Genomic DNA, 23,232 nt, shown 5'->3' with positions numbered 1-23,232 from the left:
ATCAAATCTCCGCCATGTTGGCTTGCGAGGAGGTCATATGATTCGTTCGATGCTGTATGCCACTGACCTCGGTCTGTACGCACCGTTAGTGATGCAGCATGCCCTGGCGATGGCCCGAACATTCAATGCCGACTTGTATGTGGTGCACGCGGTGGAACCCATGGGGCTGTTTGCCGAGTCGGTGTTGCAGAGCTATCTCGACGAACAGGCGTTGAACGAATTTCACAGTCAGGGTCTGAAAACCGTCATCGCGAATATTGAGCAGCGGGTGCTCGACAGTTTTCGTGAAGAGCTGGGGGACGAGGGCGAGCAGGATCTGCTGAGGATTCGTGCGGTGCGGGTGCTGCAGGGCGATCCGTCGCAGGTGATTCTCGACCAGGTCCAGAAACTCTCCGTCGATTTGCTGATCGTAGGAAGTCACAGCCACGGGGTCGGGGCGGAAACACCGTTGGGGCGCACGGCGACGCGATTGCTGCAATTGTCCAAGGTGCCGGTTTACATGGTGCCGCTGGTGGAACGTCGGCGCCGGGAGGATCGCTGAGGCGGTAATAATGGCGTTTTGATAAAAAAGTTCTAGATTTATTCTTCAAACCATTAATATAGTTATATACCGTCGCTGATGCCCGTGGCGTCTACCTGCTTTGAGGGATTCATATGAAGCTTCAACAATTGCGCTACATCTGGGAAGTGGCGCACCACGACCTCAACGTTTCCGCTACAGCCCAAAGTCTCTATACCTCGCAACCGGGCATCAGTAAGCAAATCCGTCTGCTGGAAGACGAACTGGGCGTCGAAGTGTTCGCCCGCAGTGGCAAACACCTGACCCGCGTCACCCCGGCCGGCGAGCGGATCATCACCACCGCCGGTGAGATTCTGCGCAAGGTCGAAAGCATCAAGCAGATCGCCCAGGAATTCTCCAACGAGAAAAAAGGCACCCTGTCGATCGCCACCACGCACACCCAGGCACGTTATGCACTGCCGCCGGTGATCAGCAATTTCATCAAGCAATACCCCGACGTGGCGCTGCACATGCACCAGGGTTCGCCGATGCAGATCGCCGAAATGGCCGCTGACGGCACCGTGGATTTCGCCATTGCCACCGAAGCGCTGGAGCTGTTCGGCGATCTGGTGATGATGCCGTGCTACCGCTGGAACCGCTGCGTGGTCGTGCCTCAGGGCCACCCACTGACCAAGCTGCCGAAGCTGACCCTCGAAGCACTGGCCGAATACCCGATCGTGACTTACGTGTTCGGTTTCACCGGCCGTTCGAAACTCGACGAAGCTTTCAGCCATCGCGGCCTTACGCCGAAAGTGGTGTTCACCGCCGCCGACGCCGACGTGATCAAAACCTACGTGCGCCTGGGGCTGGGTGTCGGCATCGTGGCGAAAATGGCCGTCGATACCAAACTCGATAACGACCTGGTGGTGCTCGATGCCAGCGAACTGTTCGAGTCCAGCGTGACCAAGATCGGTTTCCGTCGCGGCACTTTCCTGCGTGGCTTCATGTGCGATTTCATCGAGAAGTTCGCACCGCACCTGACCCGCGAAGTCATGGCCAAGGCCATCCAGTGCCACAACAAGCAGGAACTGGAAGAGCTGTTCGAAGGCGTTGAACTGCCGGTTCACTAAGCCCCTGTCTACAGCACCTCGGTGACAGCGAACTGTTGCCGGGTGCCCGCCACCAGAATCTCCACCTCATCACCCTCGAACTTGCCCAGCAGGCTTTTGCCCAGCGGCGAGCGTGGGGTGATCACGGTGACCGGCTGACCGACCACATCGACTTTCAGGCCCGCCGCATCCGGCGCCAGAAACAGCCATTGCTCGCGACCCCTTTCGTCTTCCAGACCGAGCAGGGCGCCGATTTCAATCCCGCGTTGATCGTCATAGGGCCGAAGCGTCAGGTTCTGGCAGACCGCCAGTGACTGGCGGATCTCCTCGACCCGTTTCGCTTGCCCGGCCGCCAGGTACGACGCCTCAAGCCCCAGGGTGTCGTACTTGTTTTCGGCGATGTTCTCTTCGTGAGTCGCGGTTTCGTAAGCGGTTTGTGCCGCGCGTTCGGCGATATCGAGGTCGACGCGCAGTTTGTCGAGAATCAGTTGGTGGACGGCGTGCTTGTTCATGATCAATCGCAGAATTGCAGGACGTTGGCGCGGCTCTTTTCGCTTGGGGCCGTCTGATCCTGCTGGAGCCAGAACTGGCATTTAGGGTTTGACTGGTTGCGCGTGCTGCTGCGGGCCTGATCCAGGCGATTCTGCTGTTCGTTCTTGCGCAGGTTTTCTTCGTACTGCTCGAACAGGCGGTTTTGCGGCTCGGGTTCTGATTGTGGCTGGGCGACTACCGCTGGCTTGCTCAGTTGTTGCACTGCGTCCGCCACCGGTTGCAATTGACGGCTGAACAGCATCGAAGCGAGCCAGCATGTCAGCGCAATGGCCAGGAAACCCAGCCACAGACCCAGGGCAATGCTGCCGGTCAATTGCAGCGCGCTAAGCTGGACAGGCAAGGGACGACGCGTGTTAGGGCGGTAGGGCATGGCTGCCTCCTGGCGGATGATTGCGGGCAAGTGGCGATTGTCGCACGAAGATTAATTGTCGTCGGCTCTTCTGCACGCGGACATTTATGCGGACAATCGCCGCTTTTGCCAACGGGAGTCTTGAATGCCGCAACCGAAAACCCGCTGGGACATCTTTTGCACCGTGGTCGACAACTATGGCGATATCGGCGTGACCTGGCGTCTGGCCCGGCAACTGGCGGCCGAGCATGCGCTGGCGGTGCGGCTGTGGGTCGATGATCTGCGTGCGTTCGAGCGTATTTGCCCGGAACTCGATATCCATCTCGATGCGCAATGGCAGCAGGGTGTTGACGTCCGGCACTGGCCGGCAGAATGGCCAGTAACCGACGCAGCCGACGTGGTCATCGCCGCGTTCGCCTGCCAGTTGCCGGGCGCCTACATGGACGCCATGGCCGAGCGGGAAAAGCCGCCATTGTGGATGAACCTCGACTATCTCAGCGCCGAGGACTGGGTGGTTGGCTGCCACGGTCTGCCTTCGGTGAAGTACAAGTCCGTGCAGAAGATCTTTTTCTTCCCGGGGTTCCAGGCCGGCACTGGCGGACTGTTGCGTGAAAGCGGATTGCTGGATCGGCGTCGGCGGTTTCAGCAGGATCCCGAGTCGCAGCGACAATTCCTGCAAGCCCTGGGGGTCGCTCCTGCACCCGGCGCACAACTGATTTCGCTGTTCGCCTACGAGAATGCCGGGCTCGCCAGCTGGCTGGATGTGCTCGCCGCTGATTCGACACCGACTCATCTGCTGGTGCCGGAAGGGCGGATACTCGGTGATGTCGCGCGCTGGCTCGGAATCGAGTCGCTGGCGGTGGGCGACTTCAATGTGCGTCAGGCGCTCACCGTGCAGGTGCTGCCGTTCGTCCGTCAGGATCAATACGATCAATTGCTGTGGTGCTGCGATTTCAACGCGGTGCGCGGCGAGGACTCGTTTGTCCGTGCGCAGTGGGCCGGTCGTCCGATGCTGTGGCACATTTATCAGCAGGACGAAGATATCCATCTGGACAAGCTCGATGCCTTCCTCGCGCTCTACGGAAAAGGCCTTTCGCCCGCCGCTGCCGAGGCGATGAACGGTCTTTGGCGGGCCTGGAGTGCCGGGCAGCCTATCGGCCAGCACTGGCTTGAGGCCCGTAAATACTGGCCCGAACTGCAGGAAAATGCCGAAGCATGGTGTCTGGAACAGGCCTTGCGGGCCGATCTTGCGACGGCGCTGGTACAGTTTTACCGAAATTGGATATGATACGCGGCCTAGATTTTTGTAAATCCCATCCAAATTCGGATATTCGCAATGAAAACTGGTAAAGAACTCAAACCCGGTACCGTGATCCGTATCGACAACGATCCTTGGCTGGTTCAGAAAGCTGAATTCACCAAATCGGGCCGTAACAGCGCGATCATGAAGACCAAGCTGAAGAACCTGCTGACCGGTTACAAGACCGAAACCGTTTACGGTGCGGACGACAAGCTGGACGACGTGATCCTCGACCGCAAAGAAGCGACCCTGTCCTTCATCAGCGGCGACACCTACACGTTCATGGACACCACTGACTACACCATGTACGAACTGAACGCCGAAGACATCGAAAGCGTTCTGCCTTTCGTTGAAGAAGGCATGACCGACGTTTGCGAAGCCGTGTTCTTCGAAGAGCGTCTGGTTTCCGTAGAGCTGCCGACCACCATCGTGCGTCAGGTTGACTACACCGAAGGTTCCGCTCGCGGTGACACTTCCGGCAAGGTGATGAAGCCTGCCAAACTGAAGAACGGTACCGAGCTGTCGGTTGCTGACTTCATCGAAATCGGCGACATGATCGAGATCGATACCCGCGAAGGCGGTTCCTACAAAGGCCGTGCCAAATAAGCACTGCTTTTTGCGGAAAGAAAAAGCCCGACCATTGAGTCGGGCTTTTTTGTGCCTGCGATTTTTGCTGCCGGGCAGTTACACGGTCACATGCAGGCGTACATCGACATTGCCGCGGGTGGCATTGGAGTACGGGCAGACCTGGTGGGCCGCGTCGACCAGGCTTTGCGCGTCAGTCTGTTCCAGGCCCGGCAGGGCGATGTGCAGGTCGATGTCCAGACCGAAACCACCAGGAATCTGACCGATGCCGACGTGAGCGGTGATCGACGCGTCGTCCGGGATTTTGCGTTTTGTCTGGCTGGCGACGAATTTCAGGGCGCCGATGAAGCAGGCCGAGTAGCCGGCAGCGAACAGTTGCTCAGGGTTGGTGGCCGCGCCGCCGGCACCACCGAGTTCTTTCGGAGTGGCCAGTTTGACGTCGAGGATGTTGTCGCTGGAGATCGCACGACCGTCACGGCCGCCGGTGGAGGTTGCGATTGCGGTGTAGAGAGTTTGCATGGTGTGAGCCTCGTCGAATGTGTGGTTTGTTGCGCTAATTGTTTGCGCGCTAACTAGGTGCGAAGTAAATGTACTTCGCTAATATTTAGTGCGCAAGATAAAATTTTGCGAAAGCACGGAAGCGAGACGTGGATCAGCTCGGAATGCGATCTCAAGCTTTTGATATGAAAGGCTTTTTTGAGAGAGAAACGAGAGAAAAAATTTCGGGGGAGGGGGGTGAAACAGAGAAAAATGCGATTTCCCTGCAGGTGCGAGGCTGCTCCTGCAGGGAAGAGGAGGAGGCTTAGGTCAGGCTGTCCTGCAGATGACCACGCAAGGCCTGCAATTCGGCTTGCAGGTTTTGCAGGCGTTCCAGCGTGAAGCCACTGGCGCCCAGGATGCATGGCGGAACGGTTCGAGCCTTGTCTTTCAGCGCGCGTCCCTGTGCAGTCAGTTCAACGATCACCACCCGTTCATCCTCACGGCTGCGGGTCCGGCTCAAGAGTCCTTCACCTTCCAGACGCTTGAGCAGCGGGGTCAGCGAGCCCGGATCGGTCAGTAGGCGCGTGCTGATTTCTCCGACGGTCAGACCATCCTTCTCCCACAGCACCATCATCGCCAGATATTGCGGATAGGTCAGGCCAAGTGCTTGCAGCAAGGGCTTGTAGACCTTGGTCATCATCAGCGAAGTGGAATGCAGGGCAAAGCAGGCCTGATTGTCGAGCAGCAGCTCTTCGCAGTGGTCGGTGGTGTTGCGGTCGGTGGTCATGTCGGTGCCTTGAACGGTGATGCAGATGAATCTAGCGCTCGAATCTTTAATGCGCCAGACAATTGTGCCCGGTGGCGAATCGGTCAGTGCCGGCCAAGTTCTCGTTGCAACGCCAGATCCCACGGTGGCACGGGACTGAAACGGGTCTTGAGGTATTCCAGCAGCAGGCGGCTGCGGGAGCTGGCCTGTTGTTCCAGCCGCAGCGCGTAGATGCCGGTGCTCTCCGGTTTCGGCAGGCCGTTTTCACAGAACAGCGGAAGCAACTCGCCACGCAACAGGTATTCGCTGGCCAGCCAGGTCGGTAGATGCGCGATCCCGAGTCCCGCCAGCGCACCGCAGACCAAGGCCTCGGCGTTGTTGGCGCTCATGCGAATGCGTGCCGGACGGTGCAACTGCATCTGCCCATCCTGCTCGAAACGCCAGGCGAAGGGCGGGGCAAGGCCATCCCAATCGAGGCCGTCATGTTCGCCCAATTGTGCTGGCTCGCTCGGCACGCCCCGACGCTTGAGGTAGTCGGGACTGGCGCACGCGATGCGCACCATGCTCGCCAGCGGCGTGGCCACCAGTCGGGTGTCGGCCATTTGCCCGGCGCGCAATACCAGATCGACCTTGCCCAGGTTCGAGCCGTCCATGTCGACAAAGCTGTCGATCAGATGCAGTTGTACGTCCAGGCCCGGATACAGCACCAGAAAATCGGCAATTACCGGCGCCAGGTGCCGCCGTCCGAACGCTGCCGGCGCATCCACCCGAATCAGGCCTTCCGGCGCGCTGCTCAGTGACACCGCTTCGGCGCGTGCCAGCCGCAGCTCGGCAACGATTCGCCGCGCCCGTTCGGCAAATGCCAGGCCGGCCGGTGTGGCGCGCACCGCATGCGTGCTGCGGATGAACAACTGACTGCCGACCGCGCTTTCCAGACTGTCGATACGCCGGGCGACGGCCGAAGGCGTGAGCGGATGTCGACGTGAGGCGGCGGAAAAACTGCCGCTCTCCAGTACGTCGAGGAACAGCCCGAGTTGTTCGGTCAATTGATTGGGATTCATGAATCGGCTGGCTGCCTATGCGAATTTGGCACAGCCATTGTGCGTTGCTGTGCGTTTCCGTGCCAGCGCCGACTGCGTAGGATGGGTCGCCTGACGTATGAGGAATTCTGCTGTGATCGAGTTTTTGCTGTACCTGTTGTTTGGCGCCGCCCTTGGCACCCTGGGGGGATATTCGGCATCGGTGGCGGCTTGATTGCCATTCCGCTGCTGGGCGTGTGGTTCGGCCTCGATCAGCAGATCGCCCAAGGCACGGCGCTGGTGATGGTGGTGCCGAACGTGATGCTGGCGCTGTGGCGTTATCACCAGCGCAACCGCATCGAACTCCGGCACGCGCTGCCGTTGGCGGTGATGGGATTCTGTTTTGCGTGGATCGGCTCGATCTGGGCCGTGGGCATCGACGCGCAAACCATGCGCATCGGTTTTGTCGCGTTCCTTGTGGCGTTGTCGGCCTACAACCTGGTACGCATGTTCGGCGCACGTCCGGCAGCGACGTCAGAGATGCGTTATTCATGGCCGTGGCTGGGCGTGCTGGGCGCGGCGTCCGGCACCATGGGCGGTTTGTTCGGGGTCGGCGGGGCAGTGGTGGCGACGCCGGTGCTGACCAGCCTGTTCGGCACCACTCAGGTGGTCGCTCAAGGCCTGTCGCTGGCGCTGGCATTGCCGAGCACCGGTGTCACGCTGGTGACGTACGCGGTGCATCACGAGGTGGACTGGATGATCGGCCTGCCGCTGGCCATCGGCGGTCTGGCCAGCATCAGTTGGGGCGTGAAAGTGGCCCACGCGATGCCGGAAAAACTCCTGCGCGGGCTGTTCTGCGGGTTCCTGGTGCTGTGTGCGGTGATGCTCGCCTTTAAAGTTTGAAGCCTTCGACGATGTGCTCGGCCAGGCACTCGGTGATTGGCGACGGATTGTTCAGGTTGCGGATCAGCATGATGCTGGCCTCGGGAAGCAGCGGCAGATCTTCGGCGGCGCCGAGAATCCGCAGGTCCGGTGTTATCAGGCTTTCCAGTTGCGCGGTGATCGCCAGACCCGCGCTCACCACTGCCATCAATGCCGAAAGGCTGGTGCTGTTGTAGGCGATCCGATATTCGCGGCCCATGGCGTCCAGCGCATTGCAGGCCCACAGGCGACAGAAGCAATCACTGTTGAACATCGCCAGCGGCAACGGCGTCTGCTCGTGGGCGCTGAAGTTTTGCGCCTCGGCCCAGACGAAGCGCTCCTTGCGCAGCAACTGGCCAATCTCGTTGCCCGGCTCGCGGGTGACGATCGACAGATCAAGGTCGGTGCGTTGCAGCAACTGTCGGGTCGACTCGCAGTGCACTTCAATCTGGATCAACGGATAGAACTGAGCGAAGCGCGACAGGATCCCCGGCAGAAAACGCATCACGTAATCGTCCGGCGTACCGATCCGCACCGTACCGACCATGTGCGGTTCACGCAGGGTGTTGAACACTTCGCTGTGCAGTTTCAGGATGCGCCGCGCATAGCCGAGCAACACCTGGCCTTCAGCGGTCAGGCGCACCTGACGCCCGTCACGCTCGAACAACTGGCGCTGCAACACGTCCTCTTCCAGACGCTTCATCTGCATGCTCACGGCCGATTGGGTGCGGTTGACCATTTCGCCGGCGCGGGTGAAACCGCCCTGATCGGCAATCGCGACAAAGGTACGCAGCACATCGGTATCGATACTGGGGTACGCCGACAATTGATGAATCTCCGTGATGCATGCCATCAGAAACATTCGTTGGATTGATCGTAGCCCCGGCGCGAGACTTGAGCCATCCCAAAAAGGAGGCAACACGATGAAAGGTCAAAAACTGTATGTGAGTGATGAACGAATCCCGGTCCATCTGATTTCCGATTTGCTGCACAAGTTTAGCCGCTGGTACGAACTTCACCGTGAACGCGAACTGCTCGCCAGTCTGAGCGACGAGGCATTGAAGGACATCGGGGTCAGCCGTGCCGATGTCGAACATGAAGCGATTCGGCCGTTCTGGGACGATCCGATGCATAAATGATGAAGCCATCGCTACACAAACCACTTTGTAGTGAGGTAGGTTGCGAGCAGACATGGAGGTACACATGCCCGCGACTTTGTCCTTTTCCCTTAAACAGGCTCGACGTCTGGCACTGGCTGCCCAAGGGTTTCACGGGCGCCAGCCGCCGGCTGTCAAAGCCCTGCACGTCAACCGGCTGATCGAACGCCTCGGCCTGTTGCAGATCGACTCCGTCAACGCCGTGGTGCGCTCGCACTACCTGCCGCTGTTTTCCCGTCTCGGTTCCTATTCTGCTGACTTGCTCGACCAGGCTGCCTGGAGTTCGGGGCGACGCCGTTCGCTGTTCGAATACTGGGGCCATGAAGCGTCGTTGCTGCCGCTGTCGATGTACCCGTTGATGGGCTGGCGCATGCAGCGGGCCAGACGCGGCGAAGACATTTATCAGCAACTGGCACGTTTCGGCCGTGAGCAACAGGACACCATTCGCCGGGTACTGGCGTCGGTCGAGGAGCAGGGCGCACTGGGCGCCGGCAGCCTGTCGACCCGTGAAGAAAAGGCTGGGCCATGGTGGGACTGGAGCGCGGAGAAGCATGCGCTGGAATGGCTGTTTGCCGCTGGTGAAGTCACCGTGGCCGGGCGCCGTGGCTTTGAAAGGCTTTATGACCTGCCGGAGCGAGTGATCCCAACCTCCGTGCTGCAACAACCATTGCCCGATGAGGCCGAGGCGCAGCGCGGTTTGCTGTTGCATGCAGCGCAGGCGTTGGGTGTAGGCACGGAAAAAGACCTGCGCGATTACTTCCGCCTGAACCCTGCCGATGCCCGCCCGCGTCTGGCCGAACTGGTCGAGGACGGGCAACTGCTGACCTGTGAAGTCGCCGGTTGGCGCCAGATCGCCTATTGCCTGCCCGAGCCGAAAATCCCGCGTAAGGTCGAGGCCAGTGCATTGCTGTCGCCGTTTGATTCACTGATCTGGGAACGCAGCCGGACCGAGCGGCTGTTCGATTTCCGCTATCGACTGGAGATTTACACGCCGCAGGACAAACGTGTTTACGGCTATTACGTGCTGCCGTTTCTGCACAACGAACGGATTGCTGCGCGGGTCGATCTGCGTGCCGAACGGGTGGCCGGGCGCCTGGCAGTGCATGCGGTACACGAGGAAGAAACGGGTCTGGACGACGCGGGGATGCTGGCCTTGGCGCTGAACCTGCGGCGGATGGCGGATTGGCTGGGGCTTGAGCAGGTGCAGCTCAATTGCCAGCGGGAAAGTGCCGACCGGTTGCGGGTGACGTTGGCTCAAGTCGAAAACCACCGAGCCAACATCATCGCTATTTAGCGTTTGACCTGTTTCAGCGTCTCGGCAATCAAGAACGCCAGTTCCAGCGACTGATCGGCGTTCATCCGTGGGTCGCAGTGGGTGTGATAGCGATCCGACAAACCATCTTCAGTGATCGGTCGTGCGCCACCGATGCATTCGGTGACGTTCTGCCCGGTCATTTCGATGTGGATGCCGCCGGCGTAGCTGCCTTCGGCTTCGTGGGCCTGGAAGAACTGCTTCACTTCGCCAAGGATCTGTGCGAAGTCGCGGGTCTTGTAGCCGCTGCTGGCCTTGATGGTGTTGCCGTGCATCGGGTCGGAACTCCACAGCACCTGCTTGCCTTCGCGCTGTACCGCGCGGATCAGCGCCGGCAGGTGATCGCCGACCTTGTTCGCGCCCATCCGCGCGATCAGGTTGAGGCGACCCGGATCGTTGTCCGGGTTGAGCACGTCGATCAGGCGGATCAGGTCGTCGGGGTTCATGCTCGGGCCGACTTTCACCCCGATCGGGTTGTTCACCCCGCGCAGGAATTCGACGTGGGCGCCGTCGAGCTGACGGGTGCGGTCGCCGATCCACAGCATATGCGCCGAGCAATCGTAGTAATCGTTGGTCAGGCTGTCGCGGCGCACGAAGGCTTCTTCGTAGTTCAGCAGCAGCGCTTCGTGGGCCGTGAAGAAACTGGTTTCGCGCAATTGCGGCGAGCTGTCCATGCCGCAGGCGCGCATGAACGCCAGGGTTTCATCGATGCGGTCGGCGAGGTGGCTGTACTTCTCCGCCAGCGCCGAGTTGGCGATGAAATCGAGGTTCCACTTGTGCACCTGATGCAGGTCGGCGAAACCGCCCTGGGCGAAGGCACGCAGCAGGTTGAGGGTGGCGGTGGACTGGTGATAGGACTGCAGCAGACGCTCCGGATCCGGTACGCGGCTGGCGGAATCGAAGCCGATACCGTTGACGATGTCGCCCCGGTAGGCCGGCAGGGTCACGCCGTCGATGGTCTCGTCGTTGGCCGAACGCGGCTTGGCGAACTGGCCGGCCATGCGCCCGACTTTGACCACCGGGCAACCGGCGGCGAAGGTCATGACGATCGCCATTTGCAGCAACACTTTAAAGGTGTCGCGGATCTTCGCTGCGGAGAACTCGGCGAAGCTTTCCGCGCAGTCGCCGCCCTGCAGCAGGAACGCCCGGCCCTGGGTGACTTCGGCAAACTGACGACGCAGCTCCCGCGCTTCGCCGGCAAACACCAGCGGCGGATAGCTGGCCAAAGTCTGCTCGACCTGGCGCAGGTGCGCGGCGTCGGGGTATCGGGGTTGTTGCTGGATCGGCAGGGCGCGCCAGCTGTCAGGGCTCCAGGGTTGGCTCATCACGGTCTCTAAGGTTCTACGCACGGACGGCCATGTTAGCAGCAATTAGTGCGTGACCTGCTCCCGCCGCTTCGCCGACAATCGCCGCTTTGCCACAGTGCCATTGCGGTAATGATCTGGAGACGAAATGACTGAGGAGCGCGTCGAGCTGTTGCTCGCCGAGGTACAGGATGAGTTCGGCGTGATTCGCGTGCTGGAAGTGGCCGACTACCGCTTTCTGGAGTTCGGCGATGCCATCGAGCAAAGCTGTGTGTTTACCGCCGACCCGAGCTGGCTGGAGTACGACTACACCCGGGCGATGCTGATCGGCGCGCTGTGCCATGAGCAACCGGAGAGCGCGTTGTTTCTCGGCCTTGGCGCCGGCACGCTGACCCAGGCCTGCCTCAAGTTCCTGCCGCTGGAAGATGTCGAAGCCATCGAGCTGCGCCCGGACGTGCCGCGTCTGGCCATCGAATACCTTGGGCTGGATGACGATCCGCGTCTGTACATCCGCGTTGGCGATGCAATTGAACTGCTGCCGACGGCCGAACCGGCGGATCTGATTTTCGTCGACCTCTACACCGATGTCGGCCCGGGCGCCGCGCACCTTGCGTGGAATTTCCTCGGTGACTGTCAGAAACGTCTGAATCCCGGTGGCTGGCTGGTGATCAACCAGTGGGCCACCGATGACGGCAAGCCGCTGGGGGCGGCGTTGTTGCGGGGGCTCTATCACCGACATTACTGGGAGTTGCCGGTGAAGGAGGGCAACGTGATTCTGATCGTGCCGGCGGATCTCGATCAGGCGCTGGACATGCAGGCGCTTACCGCGCGAGCTGAAGCGCTGGCGCCGAAGCTGGGTTACTCGTTGCAGTCGTTGATCAATTGCATCCGTCCCGCAACTTGAGTCTTAAACGCCTTTGAAGTCACCAGGTCTGCGTTCCACCAACGAACGCACACCTTCCCTGGCATCCTCGGTTGCCAGCAACTTCTTCACCAGCGGCGGCAAACCCTGCGCCGCTGCGGTCTCGCCTTCATAGCGCGCCTGACGCGCCGACATCAGCGTCGCCTGCACACCCAATGGCGCCTGTCGGGCAATCCGTTCCGCCAGTTCGATGGCGCGCGGCAGCAAGTCTTCGCTGGCCATGACCTCCTGCACCAGCCCCAGGCGCAACGCATCATGGGCATCGAACTCGTCGCCGGTCAGCAGCCAGCGCATGGCATTGCCCCAGCCGGCGATTTGATGAAAGCGCAGCGTTGCACCGCCGAACGGAAAGATCCCGCGCTGCACTTCCATTTGGGCGAAGCGGGTGTTGCTGGCGCACAAGTTGATGTCGGCGGCGAGCATCAGCTCGATGCCGATGGTCAGGCAATAACCCTGCGCGGCGACGATCACCGGTTTACTGACCCGCGGCCCGACGAACACGCCCCAGGGATCGCAGCCGCCGGTCGGCACCTGCCAGCCCTGGGCGAGGGCGGAACTGGCGTTGACCAGATCAAGTCCGGCGGTGAAATGCTCGCCATGCCCGAACACCACCGCCACTCGCGCGTCGCTGTCGGCCTCGAATTCGCCGTAGGCCAGGGCCAGGTCGTTGAGCAAATCGAGGTCGAAGGCATTGCGCTTGGCTGCACGGTCCAGACCGATCAAATGGACGTGGCCGTGGCGCGCACGACTGACGCGGCCGGGGCAGGGCTGATTCATGGGTGTTTCCTCGGACGGGAAGAAAGGGTGCAGCGACCAGATGCCGCACATCGGTGAATCGTTTAAGCGCCATCGCCCGCAGGGCCGGGGTCTTTGAAAAATAGACCTTTGCCCGATTATCCGCAAAACCCCGTTACACAGCGGTGACAACTGTATTTCACCGATAAAAAAAGCTCCCTTTTTGGGCAAATTCCGGTATAGTGCGCGCCGGCCTTTAACCGGGCCGCGTTTAGGTAGCGCAATTCCCCGAAGTCAGCTTCGGCTGCACGTCCGCACTGCGGGCTCTTCCTTGACGATTCTTTTTCATTCATTCGTTTTCGCAAATCCCCGCCGACAAAGCTGCCAGGGCGACTCTTGAGTCTCAACACGGCATGTGCAGCTTTGGAGCATGGGTCTTTGCGGATGCACTTAGAGGCAGACCCATGACCCAGGAAATCGGCGGCTTCGCCGCTCTTGAACTTCATCCCAATATTGTCGCTGCAGTAGTCGCTACCGGCTATGAAGAGCCTTCGGCCATTCAGCAGCAGTCGATCCCGATCATCCTCGCCGGTCACGATATGATTGGTCAGGCGCAAACCGGTACCGGTAAAACCGCTGCCTTTGCCCTGCCTATCCTGCACCGCATTGATCCGTCCAAGCGCGAGCCGCAAGCTCTGATCCTGGCCCCAACTCGTGAGTTGGCGCTACAAGTTGCAACCGCTTTCGAAACCTACGCCAAGCAAATGCCGGGCGTAACTGTTGTGGCTGTCTACGGCGGCGCGCCGATGGGCCCACAATTGAAAGCAATCCGTAATGGCGCACAGATCGTTGTCGCCACTCCGGGCCGTCTGTGCGACCACCTGCGTCGCGACGAAAAAGTGCTGCAGACCGTGAACCACCTGGTTCTCGACGAAGCAGACGAAATGCTCAAACTGGGCTTCATGGACGACCTCGAAGTCATCTTCAAGGCCATGCCGGAAACCCGTCAGACCGTATTGTTCTCGGCGACCCTGCCGCAATCGATCCGTGCCATCGCCGAGCGTCACCTGCGCGATCCAAAGCACGTGAAGATCCAGAGCAAGACCCAGACCGTTACCGCGATCGAACAGGCTCACCTGTTGGTTCACGCTGACCAGAAAACTTCTGCCGTTCTCAGCTTGCTGGAAGTGGAAGATTTCGACGCTCTGATCATGTTCGTGCGCACCAAGCAAGCGACCCTGGATCTGGCCAGCGCCCTCGACGCCAAAGGCTACAAAGCCGCAGCGTTGAACGGCGACATCGCCCAGAACCAGCGTGAGCGCGTCATCGACTCGCTGAAAGATGGTCGTCTGGACATCGTTGTGGCGACCGACGTTGCCGCCCGTGGTCTGGACGTACCGCGCATCACCCACGTTTTCAACGTGGACATGCCGTACGATCCGGAATCCTACGTGCACCGTATCGGCCGTACCGGCCGTGCCGGTCGCGAAGGCCGCGCGCTGCTGCTGGTGACTCCGCGTGAGCGCCGCATGCTGCAGGTTATCGAGCGTGTGACCGGTCAGAAAGTTGCCGAAGTGCGTCTGCCGGACGCCCAGGCCGTTCTCGATGCCCGCATCAAGAAACTGACCAACAGCCTGTCGCCGCTGGTGGCTGACGCCGAATCGACTCACGGTGATCTGCTGGATCGCCTGACCGCCGACATCGGTTGCACCCCGCGTGCCCTGGCTGCCGCGCTGCTGCGCAAGGCCACCAATGGTCAGGCGCTGAACCTGGCAGCGATCGAGAAGGAACGTCCACTGGTGCCGAACAGCGCTCCACGTGGCGACCGTCCTGAGCGTTCCGGTGATCGTCCGGACCGTGGTGACCGCGAGCGTCGTGCGCCGATGCCGCTGGGCGAAGGCCGTGCCCGTTGCCGTACCGCGCTGGGCGCGCGTGATGGTATCGCGGCGAAGAACCTGCTGGGCGCCATCCTCAACGAAGGTGGTCTGGCACGTGAAGCCATCGGTCGCATTCAGGTGCGTGACAGCTTCAGCCTCGTCGAGCTGCCGGAAGATGGTCTGGACAAGCTCCTGGCCAAGCTGAAGGACACTCGCGTTGCCGGCAAGCAGCTGAAACTGCGTCGCTACCGCGAAGATTGATCCGCCCCCGGGCTGATTGATCGAACATAAAAAATCCCCGACTGGTTCGGGGATTTTTTTGCCTGCGATTTGGGCTTCAGCCGAAGCGGTAGATGTCCATGCCCAGTGCGCCCATGGTGAATCCTTGGTGCGCAATGCTGAACTCGCCGCCGGCGCCACGGGCGAAGTACAGCGGCAGCAGATGTTCATCACTTGGATGGCTACGCACGGCGTTCGGTGCCTGCTGGCGGTAAGCGTGCAGGGCGGTTTCGTCGTTGGCTGCGAGCTTGTCGACTATCCAGTCGCGGAAGTCCCGAGCCCACGGCTCGACGCTTTCCGGGCCGGCGTGCCAGTCCAGTTCCCGCAGGTTATGGGTGATGCTGCCGGAACCGATCAGCAGAATGCCCTGATCGCGCAGACTGGCCAGTGCATGACCGACCCGGGTCTGCAACGCCGGGCCGCCACGGCTCGGCAAGGACACCTGAACCACCGGGATGTCGGCCTGCGGATACATCAGCGACAGTGGCACCCATACGCCATGGTCGAAGGGGCGTTGCGGGTCGAGGCGTGCCGGCAGGTTGTTGGTGGTCAATAGCTCGGCGACTTCGCGGGCCAGCTGCGGATTGCCAGGTGCCGGGTACTGCACTTCAAACAACGCACGGGGAAAACCGCCGAAATCGTGCCAGGTTTCCGGTTGCGCATGGCTGCTGACCAGCAGCTCATGGCTTTCCCAATGGGCGGAAACGATGACGATGGCTTTCGGGCGTGGCAATTCGGCGGCCAGGCGCGTCAAGGCAGGGCCGCTGGCGCCGGGCTCCAGCGCCAGCATGGGCGAGCCGTGAGAGATAAACAGGCTGGGAAACATGGAAGGGTTCCTGAGCGTTAAGATGGCTCATCTTCAGTCAGATCATTGATCTAATTCCAATATAAGTTTTAACGCTATTTGATCGAATTCTTGGGAGGATGCATGCAGCCGGATTTTTGGCACAAGAAGTGGGAATCGAACCAGATCGGCTTTCATCAGCCCGAGGTGAACCCGTATTTGCAGCGGCATTGGCCCGATCTGGCAATCCCGGCGCAGTCGCGGGTGCTGGTGCCGTTGTGCGGGAAAAGCCTGGATCTGCTGTGGTTGGCCGGTCAGGGGCATCGGGTTTTCGGTGTCGAGCTGTCCGAGAAGGCTCTCGAGGATTTCTTTCGCGAGCAGCAACTACAGCCGCAAATCAGCGAAGAGGGTGGCTTCAAAGTCTATCGGGCCGGGGCGATCGAGTTGTGGTGCGGGGATTTCTTCGCGTTGTCCGCGAGCGATGTGGCCGATTGCACGGCGCTGTATGACCGCGCGGCGCTGATTGCCTTGCCGGCGCCGATGCGCGAGCGCTATGCGGCACATTTGCAGAATGTCCTGCCGACTGGCCTGCGTGGGTTGCTGATCACGCTGGATTACGATCAGGCTCAGATGTCCGGACCACCGTTTGCAGTGACAGATGCCGAGGTGCGGCGGCTGTTCGGTGGTGACTGGACGGTGCAGGCAATGGAGGAAAAGGACGTGCTGAGCGAAAGCGGGAAGTTCCTGCAGGCGGGAGTGACAAGGCTGGAGGAGCGGGTATACCGGCTGGCCGGTCAGTAACAGGCACAAAAAAGGCCCGCATCACTGCGGGCCTTTCTGTTGGAGCGCGGCTGATCAGCCGCGACGACGCAGGGCGTCGATACGCTCTTCCAGCGGCGGGTGGCTCATGAACATGCGGGCGAACCCCTGTTTGATGCCACCGTTGATGCCGAAGGCGTTCAGGGTGTCAGGCATGTGCACCGGCAGGCCCTGTTCGGCACGCAGGCGTTGCAGGGCGCCGATCATCGCGCTGGTGCCGGCAAGGCGGGCACCGGCTTCGTCGGCACGGAATTCCCGTTTGCGCGAAAACCACATCACGATCGCGCTGGCCAGGATGCCCAGAACCAGTTCGGCGAAGATGGTCGCGATGTAGTACGCGATACCCTGGCCTTCCTCGTTCTTGAAGATCACCTTGTCAACGAAGTTGCCGATGATCCGAGCGAAGAACATCACGAAGGTGTTTACCACACCCTGGACCAGCGCCAGGGTGACCATGTCACCGTTGGCCACGTGGCCGATTTCGTGGGCCAGCACCGCTTTCACCTCATCGGGCGAAAAACGCTCCAGCAAACCCTGGCTGACGGCGACCAGTGCGTCGTTCTTGTTCCAGCCGGTGGCGAAGGCGTTCGCTTCGTAGGCCGGGAAGATCCCGACTTCGGGCATCTTGATCCCGGCTTCCCGGGACAGTTGCTCGACGGTTTGCAGCAGCCATTGTTCGTGGCGGGTGCGCGGCTGGGTGATGATCTGGGTGCTGGTGCTCATCTTCGCCATCCACTTGGAGATGAACAGCGAGAACAGGGAACCGGCAAAACCAAAGACTGCACAGAAAACCAGCAGCTGACTGAGGTTGAGGTCAACCCCGTTGGCCGCCATGAACCCGTTGAAGCCGAACAGGCTCAGGGTGATGCTGGCTATCAGCACGACCGCCAGGTTAGTGGCCAAAAACAGCAGGATGCGCATCATGGTTGTAGAAATCTCCTCAAGCTAAAGATGTAGCGTACTGCGGGGTATATAAGGTGCGGCACCGGGCGATTCAACCGGGTGACTATTTCAAACTGTGTCCTGCATCGGATTGTTCGGTGCGCAGGACATTCTCCACGCTCCGAGCCGACGTAAACGACAGGCGTGCGCCACCCACGGCCATTGCTTCGAGCGCGCGTGATCGGTACGAATCGACAGTGTAGAAGGCGTACGGAAGGGGGCAGGGCAGAAGTGTTGCTGAATCAGACAGTGCGCAACGAAAGGCTCGTTGCGCATCCGTGAGAGGTTACTGGCGGTAGGACTTGAGGAAGTTGCCGATGCGCCCGATGGCCATGTCCAGGTCATCGACCCGGGGCAGGGTCACGACGCGGAAGTGATCCGGCCATGGCCAGTTGAAGGCCGTGCCCTGAACCACCAGCAGCTTTTCGGACAACAGCAGGTCGAGGACGAATTTCTCGTCGTTGTGGATCGGGCAGATCTTCGGGTCGATCTTCGGGAACGCATACAGCGCGCCCATTGGCTTCACGCAGCTCACGCCGGGAATATCGTTGAGCAATTCCCAGGTACGGTTGCGCTGCTCCAGCAGGCGCCCCTGCGGCAGCACCAGGTCGTTGATGCTCTGATAGCCGCCGAGTGCGGTCTGGATCGCGTGCTGGCTCGGCACGTTGGCACACAGGCGCATGTTGGCCAGCATGTCGATGCCTTCGATGTAGCTGTGGGCGTTGTGCTTCGGCCCGGAAATGGCGATCCAGCCGGAACGGAAACCCGCCACGCGATACGACTTCGACAGACCGTTGAAGGTCAGGCACAGCAGGTCCGGCGCCAGAGAAGCGGTGCAGATGTGCACGGCGTCGTCGTAAAGAATCTTGTCGTAGATTTCGTCGGAGAACACCACCAGGTTGTGCTGGCGGGCCAGTTCCAGCATGCCCAGCAACACTTCCTTCGAATACACCGCGCCGGTCGGGTTGTTCGGGTTGATGATCACCATGGCCTTGGTGTTCGGGGTGATCTTGGCCTTCATGTCGGCCAGGTCCGGGAACCAGTCGGCGCCTTCGTCGCACAGATAGTGCACGGCGTTGCCGCCGGCCAGGCTCACGGCGGCGGTCCACAGCGGGTAGTCAGGTGCCGGCACCAGCACTTCGTCGCCGTTGTTGAGCAGGGCCTGCAGCGACATCACGATCAGTTCGGACACGCCGTTGCCCAGGTAGATGTCCTCGATGCCGACACCTTCGACCTGCTTCTGCTGGTAGTACTGCATCACGGCCTTGCGCGCGCTGAACAGGCCTTTGGAGTCGCTGTAGCCCTGGGCGGTCGGAAGGTTGCGGATCACATCCTGGAGGATTTCGTCCGGCGCTTCGAAACCAAAGGGCGCCGGGTTGCCGATGTTCAGCTTGAGGATGCGATGGCCTTCCTCTTCCAGGCGTTTGGCGTGCTTGAGCACCGGGCCGCGAATGTCGTAGCAGACGTTGGCGAGCTTGTTCGATTTGCTGAACTGCATGGCGATGTGATCCCGAAAATGAACGATCCAGGCGGCGAATGGACAACCGTGCTGGGAATCCTGCGTCTTCACACAGGCAAGCGTCTTGAGCGGCGGTTTCCAACAATCCGTTTGAATGCGCAGGATCCCGCTGCCAGACTGGCGTGTGACGAGGCGCAATCATACGTGCCGCCCGATCCGTGGAAAAGGTACAGATCGGGCTTTTTCAGCCGCTGAGGTGTGATGATGGATAAGATAGAAAAGACCCTGGACGAATGGCGCGAGATGCTCGACCCGGAGCAATACAACGTGTGTCGTCTCAGTGCTACCGAGCGACCGTTCTCCGGCAAGTACAACGCCACCAAGACCGACGGCGTCTATCACTGCGTCTGCTGCAACGAGCCGCTGTTCGATTCCAGGACCAAATTCGACTCCGGTTGCGGCTGGCCCAGCTTCTACGCGCCGATCGGCGAGAGCGCGATGGCCGAAATCCGCGACACCAGCCATGGCATGATCCGTACCGAAGTGAAATGCGCCCGCTGCGACGCGCACCTCGGCCACGTATTCCCCGACGGCCCGCCGCCGACTGGCCTGCGTTACTGCATCAACTCGGTGTGCCTGGACCTGGTGCCGCGCGAATAACCGATGCGGGCGATCTTCGGATCGCCTTTCGGATAATTAAATTGCACACAATTCAATTGCTCGCTATTTTTGCAGCTTCTCAACTTTTCAGAGTGCGCACCATGAGCGATAACCTGCTGACCATCCCGTGCACCACCATCAAGGGTGAGCAAAAGACCCTGGCCGATTTCGCCGGCAAGGCGGTGCTGGTGGTCAATACCGCCAGCAAATGCGGTTTCACGCCGCAGTACAAAGGCCTTGAGCAGCTGTGGCAGACCTACAAGGATCAGGGGCTGGTAGTGTTGGGCTTTCCGTGCAACCAGTTCGGCAAGCAGGAACCCGGCAACGAGGGTGCGATCAGCGAGTTCTGCGAGCTCAATTACGGCGTCAGCTTTCCGCTGTTCAAGAAGATCGAAGTCAACGGCACCGGTGCGCATCCACTGTTTGTACAGTTGAAGAAACGCGCACCGGGCGTACTGGGTTCCCAGGGCATCAAGTGGAACTTCACCAAATTCCTGATCGGCAAGGACGGCCAGTTGGTCAAGCGCTTCGCCCCGGCCACCAAGCCGCAGGATCTGAGCCGCGAGATCGAAGCCCTGCTCAAATGAACGAACTGTCAGCCGATGCGCTGAAGCTCGACAGTCAGTTGTGCTTCAAGCTGTACGCCGCGTCCCGGGCGGTGATTCGTGCCTACAAGCCGATGCTCGATCAGCTTGGTCTGACGTATCCGCAATACCTGGCGATGCTGGTGTTGTGGGAGTGGCAGGAAGCGGCACCGGAACAGCCGACCGTCAAGGCGTTGGGCGAACGTCTGGCGCTGGATTCCGGGACGCTGACGCCGCTGCTCAAGCGTCTGGAGCAACTGCAACTGGTGCAGCGTCAACGTTCGGCGCGGGACGAGCGTGAGGTTCATCTGAGCCTCACGCCGCAGGGGCAGGCGCTGCGTGAACAGGTCGGGCCGTTAAAGGAACGGTTGCTGTGCGACAGCGGTGTGGATCTGGATCGGCTCAACGAGCTGCGCAGCGGACTCGATCACTTGCTGGGACAGATCAGGGCGCTGTCGTAGCCGGTATCCACTGGTCAAGCAGCGCCGCCAGCTCTTCGCGGCGAAACGGTTTGGCCAGGTAGTCGCTCATGCCGGCGGCCCGGCAGCGCTCGCGTTCCTCCGACATGGCGTTGGCCGTCAACGCCACAATCGGCAGGTGAGGCCAGCGGCCGCTCTGACGGATTTGCCGGCTCGCTTCGTAGCCATCCATCACCGGCATGTTGCAGTCCATCAGCACCAGGTCGAATTCGTGGTGTTCCAGTTGATCCAGCGCTTCTGCGCCATGGGCCGCGACGATGACCTCACAACCGAGTTTGCCGAGCATACCCTTGGCCACCAGTTGATTGACCGGGTTGTCCTCTACCAGCAGCACCCGTCCACGGCGCTGCGACGGTGCGCTTTCGAGTCGTGTGCGATCAATGGTGATGATGTCCGGTTGCAGCGTCCGGCGCAGATTCTGGTACAGCGCATTACGTGCCAGAGGCCGCGCCTGCTGTTGCAGTGGGGCGAGAGCGGCGGCTTCTTCGCCGGGCAGGAAGCTGCCGTAGGCCGTCACCAGCAGAATCGGTGCAGTCATGGCCGGGCGCAGGCCGAACAGGCATTCGGGGCAGTCGGTGATGATGATGTCCGGTTTCAGGCCAAGCAACGAATCGTCGATCGTGCGTTGCTCGTACGTAGGGCCCCAGACCGGCAACAGGCTGCGCAGCAGCTCCGAAAGGCCGCTGGCCGCCGTCGTGATGGCGAGCACGTTGCCATGCAGCGGTGCCGGAATGACTGCCCGGGTGTGACAGGGCAATGGCAGCTCGGCACAGAACTGGCTGCCGAAACCGACTTCGGAACTGATCGTCAGTCGCCCCTGCATGGCTTCGCACAGGTTGTAGGTCAGGGCCAGTCCGAGTCCGGTGCCACCGTACTGGCGGGTGATGCCGGCCCCGGCCTGGGTGAAGGGCTGGAAAATCTTCACCTGAGCTTCCTGGGCGATGCCGATGCCGGTGTCGCAGACTTCGATGTGTACGCCATCCTTCCAGGTCGACAAGCGCACATCCACCCGGCCGAAGCGGGTGAATTTCAGTGCGTTGGACAGCAGGTTGCTGACAATCTGCCTGACCCGGGTCGGGTCGCCGAGCACCAGCGCCGGGAAGTGCGGATCGATCAGACAGGTCAGTTCGACGCTTGGCGCCGCATTCTGCGACAGCAGGTTGGCGGTGTCTTCAACGAGCGAGCCGAGGTCGAAAGGAATGTGCTCGAGCTCCAGTTGCCCGGCATCGAATTTCGACAGATCAAGAATATCGTTGAGCAACTCCACCAGCACCTTGCCCGAGTCGTGGGCGATGGACAGCTGTTGCTGTTGTTCGCCATTGAGCGGGCCGTCGAGAGACAGTGCGATCATGCCCAGCAGGCCATTGAGCGGTGTACGGATCTCATGGCTCATGTTGGCGAGGAACGCGGAGCGTGCTTCGGCCATGTCCAGCGCCGTGCTGCGGGCCACTTCCAGTTCCTGATTGGACTGGCTGAGGCGGGCGTTGATCGCCTTGAGTTCGGCGGTGCGGGCCGACACGATGTCTTCGAGTTGCGCGAGGTAATCGGTGAGGCGGTTTTCCGCAGTGCGCCGTTGCTGGATTTCCGTGGCGATGTTTTCGAACTGCTGGTTGGCGACCTTCACCAGCACGCCGATCTCGTCATTGGCGTGGCCGCCCGGGCATTCCAGAGTGGTCGGTTCGGCACTGCGCGGATCACGCCCGCTGAGTTCGCGGATCACCCGTACCAGTGGTTTGGTCAGCATCACATAGAACAGCGCCAGCAGGATGCCGGTCAGGATCAGGCTGCGGGCAAACCCGTTGAGCAAGGTGACTTCGGCCCGGCGCAGGAAGCGGCTGCCGAAGGCATAGGTGTCCACTTCCAGGCTCAAGGTGCCGAGGGATTCGTTGGGCAAGTGGTCGAGGTAGAGCCGATCTTCGAATTCGCGTTTAGCGCCGAACAGGAAGTCGCTGATCACCCGGTAACCGCTTTGCAGCTCCGGGCGTTTGACGCTGGCCAGCACTGTCTGGTTGTTGTCGGTCAACTGCGCGGAAATGATCGCCGGCGAGCGCAGCAGGCCCAGCGTGAGTTCCTGGGCCAGCTCGGCATCGATGTTGTAGGCGATGCGCGAGGCCGGGTTGTGGCTGATTTCCAGCAGGGAAAGGATTTCACGGTTGATGGAGGCGTCTTCGCTGGCATAATCGATGCCGATTTGCAGCAGACTGAGCAGCGTGCCCAGAATGAACCCGACCAGCACGGTAAGCCTGGCTTGCTTGTAAGACAGCCGGTGGGTGAATTTGATATCCATGGGGTGTTGAACCACTTACGTTTCCCTTCGCTGCTCAAGCATAGTCGATCGT

General features: G+C 60.7%; 24 protein-coding genes and 1 pseudogene. 13 read left to right on the top strand and 12 right to left on the bottom strand.

What is annotated here, in order from left to right; genetic code table 11:
- The first annotated feature begins 37 nt into the window (after positions 1–37).
- Positions 38–541, top strand: coding sequence for a universal stress protein (locus R1A29_RS19580; RefSeq protein ID WP_085710767.1), 504 nt, complete (start codon positions 38–40; stop codon positions 539–541).
- A gap of 113 nt (positions 542–654) precedes the next feature.
- A complete protein-coding gene (cysB, locus tag R1A29_RS19575; protein ID WP_007955684.1) occupies positions 655–1,629 on the top strand; it encodes an HTH-type transcriptional regulator CysB in 975 nt (324 codons plus the stop codon).
- A gap of 8 nt (positions 1,630–1,637) precedes the next feature.
- On the opposite strand, the gene R1A29_RS19570 is transcribed toward cysB, so the two are convergent.
- Together R1A29_RS19570 and R1A29_RS19565 are read right to left on the bottom strand one after the other, a co-directional pair.
- Positions 1,638–2,120, bottom strand: coding sequence for a GreA/GreB family elongation factor (locus R1A29_RS19570; RefSeq protein ID WP_438299305.1), 483 nt, complete (start codon positions 2,118–2,120; stop codon positions 1,638–1,640).
- A gap of 2 nt (positions 2,121–2,122) precedes the next feature.
- Positions 2,123–2,530 carry a hypothetical protein gene (locus R1A29_RS19565; RefSeq protein ID WP_438299304.1) on the bottom strand — a complete coding sequence of 136 codons (408 nt, stop codon included), beginning with the start codon at positions 2,528–2,530 and terminating at the stop codon, positions 2,123–2,125.
- Between the two features lie 124 nt (positions 2,531–2,654).
- On the opposite strand from R1A29_RS19565, the gene earP reads away from it, so the two are divergent.
- Together earP and R1A29_RS19555 are read left to right on the top strand one after the other, a co-directional pair.
- Positions 2,655–3,797: an elongation factor P maturation arginine rhamnosyltransferase EarP gene (earP, locus tag R1A29_RS19560; protein WP_438299303.1), complete on the top strand. Its 1,143-nt coding sequence runs from the start codon at positions 2,655–2,657 to the stop codon at positions 3,795–3,797.
- Between the two features lie 48 nt (positions 3,798–3,845).
- A complete protein-coding gene (locus tag R1A29_RS19555; RefSeq protein WP_003226785.1) occupies positions 3,846–4,415 on the top strand; it encodes an elongation factor P in 570 nt (189 codons plus the stop codon).
- Positions 4,416–4,493: 78 nt separating this feature from the next.
- On the opposite strand, the gene R1A29_RS19550 is transcribed toward R1A29_RS19555, so the two are convergent.
- The 3 genes from R1A29_RS19550 to R1A29_RS19540 form a co-directional block, all read right to left on the bottom strand.
- A complete protein-coding gene (locus tag R1A29_RS19550) occupies positions 4,494–4,913 on the bottom strand; it encodes an organic hydroperoxide resistance protein (RefSeq protein WP_438299302.1) in 420 nt (139 codons plus the stop codon).
- Positions 4,914–5,196: 283 nt separating this feature from the next.
- Positions 5,197–5,661 (bottom strand): MarR family winged helix-turn-helix transcriptional regulator, encoded by a 465-nt coding sequence (locus R1A29_RS19545; RefSeq protein ID WP_134827664.1) that lies wholly within the window; start codon positions 5,659–5,661, stop codon positions 5,197–5,199.
- An 83-nt stretch (positions 5,662–5,744) separates the two neighbouring features.
- Positions 5,745–6,701, bottom strand: a complete 957-nt coding sequence (locus tag R1A29_RS19540; protein ID WP_438299301.1) for a LysR family transcriptional regulator — start codon at positions 6,699–6,701, stop codon at positions 5,745–5,747.
- A 112-nt stretch (positions 6,702–6,813) separates the two neighbouring features.
- On the opposite strand from R1A29_RS19540, the pseudogene R1A29_RS19535 reads away from it, so the two are divergent.
- Positions 6,814–7,562, top strand: a pseudogene (locus R1A29_RS19535) (sulfite exporter TauE/SafE family protein).
- Here R1A29_RS19535 and R1A29_RS19530 read toward each other — a convergent pair.
- Entirely contained in the window at positions 7,552–8,406 is an 855-nt protein-coding gene (locus R1A29_RS19530) for a LysR substrate-binding domain-containing protein (protein WP_170931623.1), read from the bottom strand. The pseudogene R1A29_RS19535 and the gene R1A29_RS19530 overlap by 11 nt on opposite strands.
- Before the next feature lie 97 nt (positions 8,407–8,503).
- Here R1A29_RS19530 and R1A29_RS19525 point away from each other — a divergent pair, with 97 nt between their 5' ends.
- Together R1A29_RS19525 and R1A29_RS19520 are read left to right on the top strand one after the other, a co-directional pair.
- Positions 8,504–8,719, top strand: a complete 216-nt coding sequence (locus R1A29_RS19525; RefSeq protein WP_438299300.1) for a DUF1127 domain-containing protein — start codon at positions 8,504–8,506, stop codon at positions 8,717–8,719.
- Positions 8,720–8,783: 64 nt separating this feature from the next.
- Positions 8,784–10,031 (top strand): winged helix-turn-helix domain-containing protein, encoded by a 1,248-nt coding sequence (locus tag R1A29_RS19520; protein ID WP_438299299.1) that lies wholly within the window; start codon positions 8,784–8,786, stop codon positions 10,029–10,031.
- On the opposite strand, the gene R1A29_RS19515 is transcribed toward R1A29_RS19520, so the two are convergent.
- On the bottom strand, positions 10,028–11,374 hold the full coding sequence (locus tag R1A29_RS19515) for a class II 3-deoxy-7-phosphoheptulonate synthase (protein ID WP_438299298.1): 1,347 nt from the start codon (positions 11,372–11,374) through the stop codon (positions 10,028–10,030). The two genes, R1A29_RS19520 and R1A29_RS19515, sit on opposite strands and share 4 nt — an antisense overlap.
- Before the next feature lie 127 nt (positions 11,375–11,501).
- Between R1A29_RS19515 and R1A29_RS19510 the strand changes: the two genes are divergently transcribed.
- Positions 11,502–12,257, top strand: a complete 756-nt coding sequence (locus R1A29_RS19510) for a spermidine synthase (RefSeq protein ID WP_438299297.1) — start codon at positions 11,502–11,504, stop codon at positions 12,255–12,257.
- A 3-nt stretch (positions 12,258–12,260) separates the two neighbouring features.
- Here R1A29_RS19510 and R1A29_RS19505 read toward each other — a convergent pair whose 3' ends face one another.
- Positions 12,261–13,052 (bottom strand): crotonase/enoyl-CoA hydratase family protein, encoded by a 792-nt coding sequence (locus tag R1A29_RS19505; protein WP_438299296.1) that lies wholly within the window; start codon positions 13,050–13,052, stop codon positions 12,261–12,263.
- A 422-nt stretch (positions 13,053–13,474) separates the two neighbouring features.
- On the opposite strand from R1A29_RS19505, the gene R1A29_RS19500 reads away from it, so the two are divergent.
- Complete coding sequence (locus R1A29_RS19500; RefSeq protein ID WP_438299295.1) at positions 13,475–15,148, top strand: DEAD/DEAH box helicase; 1,674 nt, start codon at positions 13,475–13,477, stop codon at positions 15,146–15,148.
- A gap of 76 nt (positions 15,149–15,224) precedes the next feature.
- Here the strand turns inward: R1A29_RS19500 and R1A29_RS19495 are convergent, their stop codons facing one another.
- Positions 15,225–15,992, bottom strand: a complete 768-nt coding sequence (locus tag R1A29_RS19495; protein WP_438299294.1) for a DODA-type extradiol aromatic ring-opening family dioxygenase — start codon at positions 15,990–15,992, stop codon at positions 15,225–15,227.
- A gap of 102 nt (positions 15,993–16,094) precedes the next feature.
- Between R1A29_RS19495 and R1A29_RS19490 the strand changes: the two genes are divergently transcribed.
- Positions 16,095–16,751 carry a thiopurine S-methyltransferase gene (locus tag R1A29_RS19490; RefSeq protein ID WP_438299293.1) on the top strand — a complete coding sequence of 219 codons (657 nt, stop codon included), beginning with the start codon at positions 16,095–16,097 and terminating at the stop codon, positions 16,749–16,751.
- Positions 16,752–16,805: 54 nt separating this feature from the next.
- Here R1A29_RS19490 and htpX read toward each other — a convergent pair whose 3' ends face one another.
- Together htpX and R1A29_RS19480 are read right to left on the bottom strand one after the other, a co-directional pair.
- Positions 16,806–17,693, bottom strand: a complete 888-nt coding sequence (htpX, locus tag R1A29_RS19485; protein WP_438299292.1) for a protease HtpX — start codon at positions 17,691–17,693, stop codon at positions 16,806–16,808.
- 304 nt (positions 17,694–17,997) lie between these two features.
- Positions 17,998–19,209, bottom strand: coding sequence for a pyridoxal phosphate-dependent aminotransferase (locus tag R1A29_RS19480; protein WP_085710751.1), 1,212 nt, complete (start codon positions 19,207–19,209; stop codon positions 17,998–18,000).
- Positions 19,210–19,434: 225 nt separating this feature from the next.
- Between R1A29_RS19480 and msrB the strand changes: the two genes are divergently transcribed.
- The 3 genes from msrB (at position 19,435) to R1A29_RS19465 (ending at position 20,875) form a co-directional block, all read left to right on the top strand.
- On the top strand, positions 19,435–19,830 hold the full coding sequence (msrB, locus tag R1A29_RS19475) for a peptide-methionine (R)-S-oxide reductase MsrB (protein ID WP_438299291.1): 396 nt from the start codon (positions 19,435–19,437) through the stop codon (positions 19,828–19,830).
- A 101-nt stretch (positions 19,831–19,931) separates the two neighbouring features.
- Positions 19,932–20,417: a glutathione peroxidase gene (locus R1A29_RS19470; RefSeq protein WP_438299290.1), complete on the top strand. Its 486-nt coding sequence runs from the start codon at positions 19,932–19,934 to the stop codon at positions 20,415–20,417.
- On the top strand, positions 20,414–20,875 hold the full coding sequence (locus R1A29_RS19465; protein WP_438299289.1) for a MarR family winged helix-turn-helix transcriptional regulator: 462 nt from the start codon (positions 20,414–20,416) through the stop codon (positions 20,873–20,875). Before R1A29_RS19470 ends, R1A29_RS19465 begins: the two co-directional genes overlap by 4 nt.
- Here R1A29_RS19465 and R1A29_RS19460 read toward each other — a convergent pair.
- Entirely contained in the window at positions 20,859–23,180 is a 2,322-nt protein-coding gene (locus R1A29_RS19460; protein WP_438299288.1) for a response regulator, read from the bottom strand. The genes R1A29_RS19465 and R1A29_RS19460 overlap by 17 nt on opposite strands.
- Positions 23,181–23,232 lie beyond the last annotated feature (52 nt).

The sequence above is a fragment of the Pseudomonas sp. NMS19W genome (genome assembly GCF_051554255.1).
Lineage (GTDB): Bacteria > Pseudomonadota > Gammaproteobacteria > Pseudomonadales > Pseudomonadaceae > Aquipseudomonas > Aquipseudomonas kribbensis.
This window is presented reverse-complemented; position numbering and strand designations above follow the sequence as displayed.